At 75.1% G+C, this 6,282-nt stretch carries 4 protein-coding genes and 1 pseudogene; 2 read left to right on the top strand and 3 right to left on the bottom strand.

Translation table 11 applies throughout. The features are described 5' to 3' along the window. Positions 1-12 precede the first annotated feature (12 nt). Together EAD96_RS01525 and EAD96_RS01520 are read right to left on the bottom strand one after the other, a co-directional pair. Positions 13-2,238, bottom strand: a complete 2,226-nt coding sequence (locus tag EAD96_RS01525; protein WP_233585353.1) for an AAA family ATPase — start codon at positions 2,236-2,238, stop codon at positions 13-15. A gap of 241 nt (positions 2,239-2,479) precedes the next feature. Continuing rightward, positions 2,480-3,589, bottom strand: coding sequence for a sigma-E factor regulatory protein RseB domain-containing protein (locus EAD96_RS01520; RefSeq protein ID WP_120570915.1), 1,110 nt, complete (start codon positions 3,587-3,589; stop codon positions 2,480-2,482). A gap of 95 nt (positions 3,590-3,684) precedes the next feature. Between EAD96_RS01520 and EAD96_RS01515 the strand changes: the two genes are divergently transcribed. Then, positions 3,685-4,341 carry a response regulator transcription factor gene (locus tag EAD96_RS01515; protein ID WP_091427735.1) on the top strand — a complete coding sequence of 219 codons (657 nt, stop codon included), beginning with the start codon at positions 3,685-3,687 and terminating at the stop codon, positions 4,339-4,341. Next, complete coding sequence (locus EAD96_RS01510; RefSeq protein ID WP_120570914.1) at positions 4,338-5,741, top strand: cell wall metabolism sensor histidine kinase WalK; 1,404 nt, start codon at positions 4,338-4,340, stop codon at positions 5,739-5,741. The genes EAD96_RS01515 and EAD96_RS01510 overlap by 4 nt, the downstream gene beginning before the upstream one ends. 4 nt (positions 5,742-5,745) lie before the next feature. Here EAD96_RS01510 and EAD96_RS01505 read toward each other — a convergent pair. Beyond that, a pseudogene (locus EAD96_RS01505) lies at positions 5,746-6,282 on the bottom strand (tetratricopeptide repeat protein); the annotation flags it as partial.

The raw sequence follows: 6,282 nt of genomic DNA, 5'->3' as shown, positions 1-6,282 counted from the left end.
GGGCTGAGGGGGTTAGGCAGTGGGGGTGCGGAGGATGCCCAGGCGCTGGGTGGCTCTTGTCAGGGCCACGTAGAGGTCGCTGTTGCCCCTCGGGGACTCGGACACGATCCGGGCCGGGTCGACCACCAGCACCGAGTCGAACTCCAGGCCCTTGGCCTGCTCGGTGGTCAGCACCACCACCCGGTTCGCCAGCTCGGGCTGCTCACCCACTGTCGCCTCCGGCAGCGCCGCCACCACCGCGCCACCCAGTTCGGCCACCCGGCCGGTGGGCACCAGCACGCCGAGCCGCCCGTCGCCGAGCGACGCGGCCTCCCGGGCGGTCGCCTCGACCAGCTCCGTCACCAGCCGGTCCGCCGGTACGGTCCGGTCCCAGGGAGGTACGCCGGTGGCGCGTACCGAGCGGGGTGGCCGCAGCGCCGGGTCGATCTCGGCGAGCACGTCGGCGGCGACCGCCATGATCTCGGCCGGGGTGCGGTAGCTGACGGTCAGCTCCTCCAGCCGCCACCGGTCCGCCACGTACGGCGCCAGCGCCTCGCCCCACGACGGCGTGCCCGCGAGCGCGCCGGTCTGCGCCACGTCGCCGACGATCGTCATGGACCGGCTCGGGCAGCGGCGCATCAGCAGCCGCCACGCCATCGGTGAGAGCTCCTGCGCCTCGTCCACGATCACGTGCCCGAACGCCCAGGTACGGTCGGCGGCGGCGCGCTGGGCGGTGGTGAGCCGGTCGGACTCCTCCTGCCGCTCGGAGAGCCGATCGGCGTCGATCAGGTCGGTGACGCCGAGGATTTCACCGCCGTCGGCCTCGTCCTCGACGTCGATGGAGCGGGAGCCGCGCCAGATCTCCAGCACACCCTCGGCGTACTCGCGTTCCAGCGCCCGGATGCGTTCCCGGCGGGCCACGGCGGCGCGCTCGTCCTCGCCGAGCAGTTCGGCGGCCTCGTCCAGCAGCGGCACGTCGGCGGGCGTCCAGCCGCCGGGCTCGCGGTGCAGCGCGGCCCGCTCGGCGTCGGTGAGCATGGGCGCGGCGGTGGCGATCCGCTCCGGTGAGGCGTACAGGTCGGCGAGCAGGCGTTGCGGGGTCAGCACCGGCCACAGCTCGTCCAGCGCGGCCCGGATCTCCGGCTCTTCGCGCAGCTCGCGGCGGATCTCGGCGCGGTCGGCCTCGGAGAGCAGGTTCTCCCCGCCGAGCGGGTCGGCGCCGATCCGCTCGGCCACCTGGTCGGCGAGCGCGTGCACGATCTCCACGTCGAACAGGGCGCGGGCCAGGTTGTGCGGGCGGCCGGTGCGGCGTACCCGGTCGCGGGCCTGCCGCACGGTCTCCGGGTCGAGCGTCAGCACCTCCCGCTGCGGCAGTTCGATGGTGACCGGCTCGTCGGGCACCCACTGCCGGTCGCGGACCGCCGCGGCGAGCACGTCGGCCAGCACGGCGCGGCCCTTGAGCGCGGCGGTGGTGGCCGGCTCGGCGCGGCGCGCGTGCACGCCGGGGAACAGGTCGGCCTGGGTACGCAGCAGCACGCCGGTCTCGGCCAGCGTGGGCAGCACCTGGGAGATGTAGCGCAGGAACGTGGCGTTCGGGCCGACCAGCAGCACGCCGCGGGTGGAGAGCTGCTGGCGGTGGGTGTAGAGCAGGTACGCGGCCCGGTGCAGCGCCACGGCCGTCTTGCCGGTGCCGGGGCCGCCCTGCACCACCATCACACCGGGCAGTTCGGCGCGGATGATCCGGTCCTGCTCGGCCTGGATGGTCTCGACGATGTCGCGCATCCGGCCGGTGCGCCCGGCGTTGAGCGCGGCGAGCAGCGACGCCTCGCCGGTCAGTTCCTCGTGCGCGGTGGGGGAGGCGGCGGCGATGTCCAGCACCTCGTCGTTGAGCCCGGTCACCTTGCGGTCGCGCGTGCGCAGGTGGCGCCGGCGGCGTACGCCCTGCGGGTTGGCGGCGGTGGCCAGGTAGAACGGGCGGGCGGCCGGAGCGCGCCAGTCCATCAGCAGTGGGTCGTAGTCGCCGGAGGAGTCGAAGATCCCGATCCGGCCGATGTAGCGGACCGCGCCGTCGTCGCCGTCGAGGCGGCCGAAGCACAGGCCGCTCTCCACCGCGGAGAACTGCTCGACCTGGTCGGCGTACATGGCCACGGTCGAGTCGCGCTGCGAGCGGGCCTGCTGCGTGCCGCCGGTGTGGCGCAACTCCTCGTCGAGCCGCCGGGCGGCCTGTTCCCGCATGCCGTCCAGCCGGTCGTACAGCATCGAGACGTATTCCTGCTCCCGGCCGATCTCGTCGTCCTGGCGCAGGTCAGCCGACACGTCGGAGTGCGTTGACAATCCGGCTCCTCATTGACTAGAATTGCTGCAGGAATGGCATTCAGAAGCCATTCCTTTTTTGTGCCTGAACTGAGAAAGATAGCGCGTCGGCCGCCACCCGACCAAGCCCGGACACGACTCGGGGCCCGGCCGGCGTCAGCCGACCGAGCCCCGGGCCCGGCAGTTCTCAGCCCTTTGCGGCCTCGTAGAGCCGCTCCGGCGTGACCAGACCGGCGATCACCCGGCCGTCGTCGGTCAGCAGCACGCTGAACAGCTTGCCGCTGAGCAGCCGGCCGCTGCCCCAGTCGCCGCTGACCTTCGGCAGGTCACCGAGCACCTGCGCCAGCATCTGGGCGTCCGGCGCGTCCGCGCCGGGCTTCGCGCCGCCGCCGGTCGCCGCGTCGCCGATCTTGGCGACCACCACGGTGGTCCAGCCGGTGCCGACGGTACGTACGTCCGGCTTCTCGGCGTCCTTGCGGTCGAACCGCTTACCAGCCGGTCCGGGCCGCTCGTCCTCGGTCGCCTCGGTGACCTTCACACCGGGCGGCGGGTTGAACCGGAACTGGTCGGCCTCCGGCGTGCGGAAGTCGACCTGGGTGAACGCCACCTGGAACGCCGGCTCGTCCTGCCCGTCGGCGAGCACCTGCAGGCGCAGCGGCACGTGCTCCTTCGCGTCCAGCGCGATCCGGACCTGGTGCACCAGGGACGCCTTGTCGCGCGGGGTGAGCACCAGCTCGTACGCGTCCCGTCCGGCCACCGTCGCGGTGCGGCCGACGGTGACCGCCGTGGTCGGGTCGATCGCCTCCAGCGCCCGGTCCGCGGCGTCGGCCGGGGTGGCCGGCACGGTGGCCCGGTCCGGTGCGTCGGCCGGCAACGTCCGGTGCGTGGCGGTGTTCTCCCGGCTGTTCCAGGTCCAGACGTCCCGCCCGTTGCGCAGGATGTCCTGCTCGCCGAGCGTGTCGACCAGGGCCAGGCGCTGCCGGTCCTCGCCGCCGTACCAGACGCGCAGCGTGTGCGTACCGGACACCAGCCCGGCCAGGTCGTTGCCGGCGGCCCGGCCGGCGAGCGCGGCGATCGGCGGCAGGCCGAGGTCGGCGCGCTGCACGACGGTGCCGGAGAGCCCGTCCAGGCGGGACGTGCGCAGGTCTTCCAGGAGCTGGGCGGCGCTGCGCGGCGGCAGCGCCGGGTCGGCGCCGGCGGCGAACGTGCCGACGGCGGCGCCACCGCCGATCACGGCGACCCCCGCGGTCACCGGGACCAGCCAGCGCAGCACGGCGCGGTTCTTCATCACGGACATAGTGTGCACCTCCTGCGCACCATGCTGCGCGATCGTCGCTGTGACCACGCTGAGGAGATCCCCTACGGGTGACCCCATGGTGGCACCCTGGACCGGTGCGGTTGCTGGTGGTGGAGGACGAGACGCGGCTCGCGGCGGCGCTGCGCCGGGGCCTGTCGGCGGAGGGGTTCGTGGTCGACGTGGCGGCCACCGGCCCGGAAGGGCTGGACGCGGCCCGGCACGGCGAGTACGACGCGATGATCCTCGACGTGATGCTGCCCGGCCTCTCCGGCTACGAGGTGGTCCGCCGGCTGCGCGCCGAGCAGCGCTGGCTGCCGGTGCTGATGCTGTCGGCCAAGGACGGCGAGTACGACCAGGCCGACGGCCTGGACTGCGGCGCGGACGACTACCTGACCAAGCCCTTCTCGTACGTGGTGCTGCTGGCCCGGCTGCGGGCGCTGCTGCGCCGCGGCGCGCCCCGGCGGCCGACCGTGCTCACCGTCGGCGACCTGCGCCTGGATCCGGCCCGCCGCCGGGTCACCCGGGCCGACGCCGAGGTGGTGCTGACCAGCCGCGAGTACGCGCTGCTGGACTACCTGATGCGCCGCCCCGGCGAGGTGGTCTCCAAGACCGAGCTGCTGGACCACGTCTGGGACGCGTCGGTCGACACCGCCCCGAACGCGGTGGAGGTCTACGTCGGCTATCTGCGCCGCAAGATCGGCCGGGAGCGGCTGGAGACGGTACGCGGCGCGGGCTACCGGCTGGCCACATGAGCCGGTGGGTACGCGGCCCGCTCCCGCGACTGGGCCTGCGGGCCCGGCTGCTCGCGCTGGGCGTGCTGGGACTGGTGGTCGGGTTCGCGTTCGGCGGGGCGCTGCTGCTCGGCGCGCTGGGCTGGACGCTGCAGCGCTCGGTCGACGAGGAGGCGCTGCGCACCGCCGACGCGGTGGCGCTGCTCACCGCCGAGGACGCGCTGCCGGACCCGCTTCCGGTGGCCGGCGGGCAGTTGCGGGTGCAGGTGGTCGACGCGCAGGGCCGGATCCGGGCCGCGTCCATCGACGCGGACCGCCTCGTGCCGATGCTCGGCCCGGACGAGCTGCGGCCCGGGCAGCGGCAGCGGCTGGTGGTGGACGGGCGTCGCGCCGGCATGCCCGGCCCGGTCCGGGTGGTCACGGTGCCGGCCGGCACGGCGCAGGAGCCGCGCACGGTGCTCGTCGCCAAGTCGCTCACCGACGTGCGGCACAGCCTGCACGTGGTCCGCAACCTGCTGCTCGTGGGTTTCCCGCTGCTGGTCGCCGGGCTCGGGGTGGTGGCCTGGCGGGTGGTGGGCGCGACGTTGCGCCCGGTCGAGCAACTGCGCAGCGGCGCCGCCGAGATCACCGGCCGGGCCGGGGCGGAGCGGCTCCCCGTACCGGCCGGGCAGGACGAGATCCACCGGCTCGCGGTCACGCTCAACGACATGCTGGACCGGCTGGCCGCGTCCCGGGACCGGCAGCGGGCGTTCGTCGCCGACGCCGCGCACGAGCTGCGCAGCCCGCTGACGAACATGCGTACCGAGCTGGAGGTGGCCCGGCGTCTCGGCGACGACACCGACTGGCCGGCGGTCGCCGACGACCTCCTCGCGGACACCGAGCGGCTGAGCCGCCTGGTGGACGACCTGCTGCTGCTGGCCCGCCTCGACGAGCAGGACGCCCGGCCGTCCCCGGTCGGCCCGGTGGAACTGGGGGAGCTGCTGCGCGGTGTGGCCGCCCGCTACCCGTCGCCGCCGGTGCGCCTGACGCCGCCGGACGCGCCCCGGTGGGTCGAGGGGGACGCGGGGGAGCTGCGCCGGGTGCTGGTGAACCTGGTGGACAACGCGCTGCGGCACGCGTACACCGGTGTGGATCTGGCGGTGAGCGGGCCGGACGGTGCGTACCACCTGATCACGGTGACCGACGACGGGCCGGGCATCCCGGCGGCGGACCGGGAGCGGGTGTTCGCCCGGTTCACCCGGCTCGACGACGCGCGGGCGCGCGACGCGGGCGGCGCGGGCCTGGGCCTGGCCATCGTGCGCGAGCTGGTGCGCCGGGCCGGCGGCACGGTGGAGCTGGCCGACGCGACGCCCGGCGCCGCCGCGCCGGGGCTGCGGGCGACGGTACGGCTGCCCGCGCTGGCCGAGCCGGACGCGGAATGAGCGGTCAGCGGCGGCGCTTTGTGCAGACCGGGCCGGTGCGCGCGACGGTGTCGGTGGACCACACGAGCGCGACGGTGAAGCAGTAGTCGGTGGTGCGGTCGAGCCCGTAGGCGATGTAGTCGGCCGAGCCGGCGGGCAGCGTGGCGAACGTGCCCTGCGGCTGCCCGGCCCGGCCCCCGGCGACCACCACGGGCCCTTCCGCGCCGGCCGGGTACGTCCAGCTCAGCACGATGCTGTCGCGCCGGTCGGTGAGCGTGAAGCTGCCGGGCGGCGTACCGGGCTTGGCGGCGGCGGGAGTGGACGGCGCGGGACCGGCGGAGGTGGGCGGCGGCGCGCTGGACGCCGGTGCGCCGGTGGCCGGTGGCGGGGTGTCGCGGCCGTCGTCCACCCGGGACACCCCGGCGATCACCGCGATGGTGCCGAGCAGCAGCGCCACCACCACGCCGAGCACCACGAGCGGCAGCCAGGGCAGCGTGCGCCGCCCCGGGGCAGGCGGCCGGGGCACGTACACCGGCAGGTAGCGCGACGGCGGCTCGGGCGG

It is taken from the genome of Micromonospora sp. BL1, from assembly GCF_003667485.1.
GTDB classification, from domain to species: Bacteria; Actinomycetota; Actinomycetes; order Mycobacteriales; family Micromonosporaceae; genus Micromonospora; species Micromonospora tulbaghiae.
Note: the sequence above shows the minus strand (reverse complement) of the source record. Positions and strands in the feature narration are given on the sequence as shown.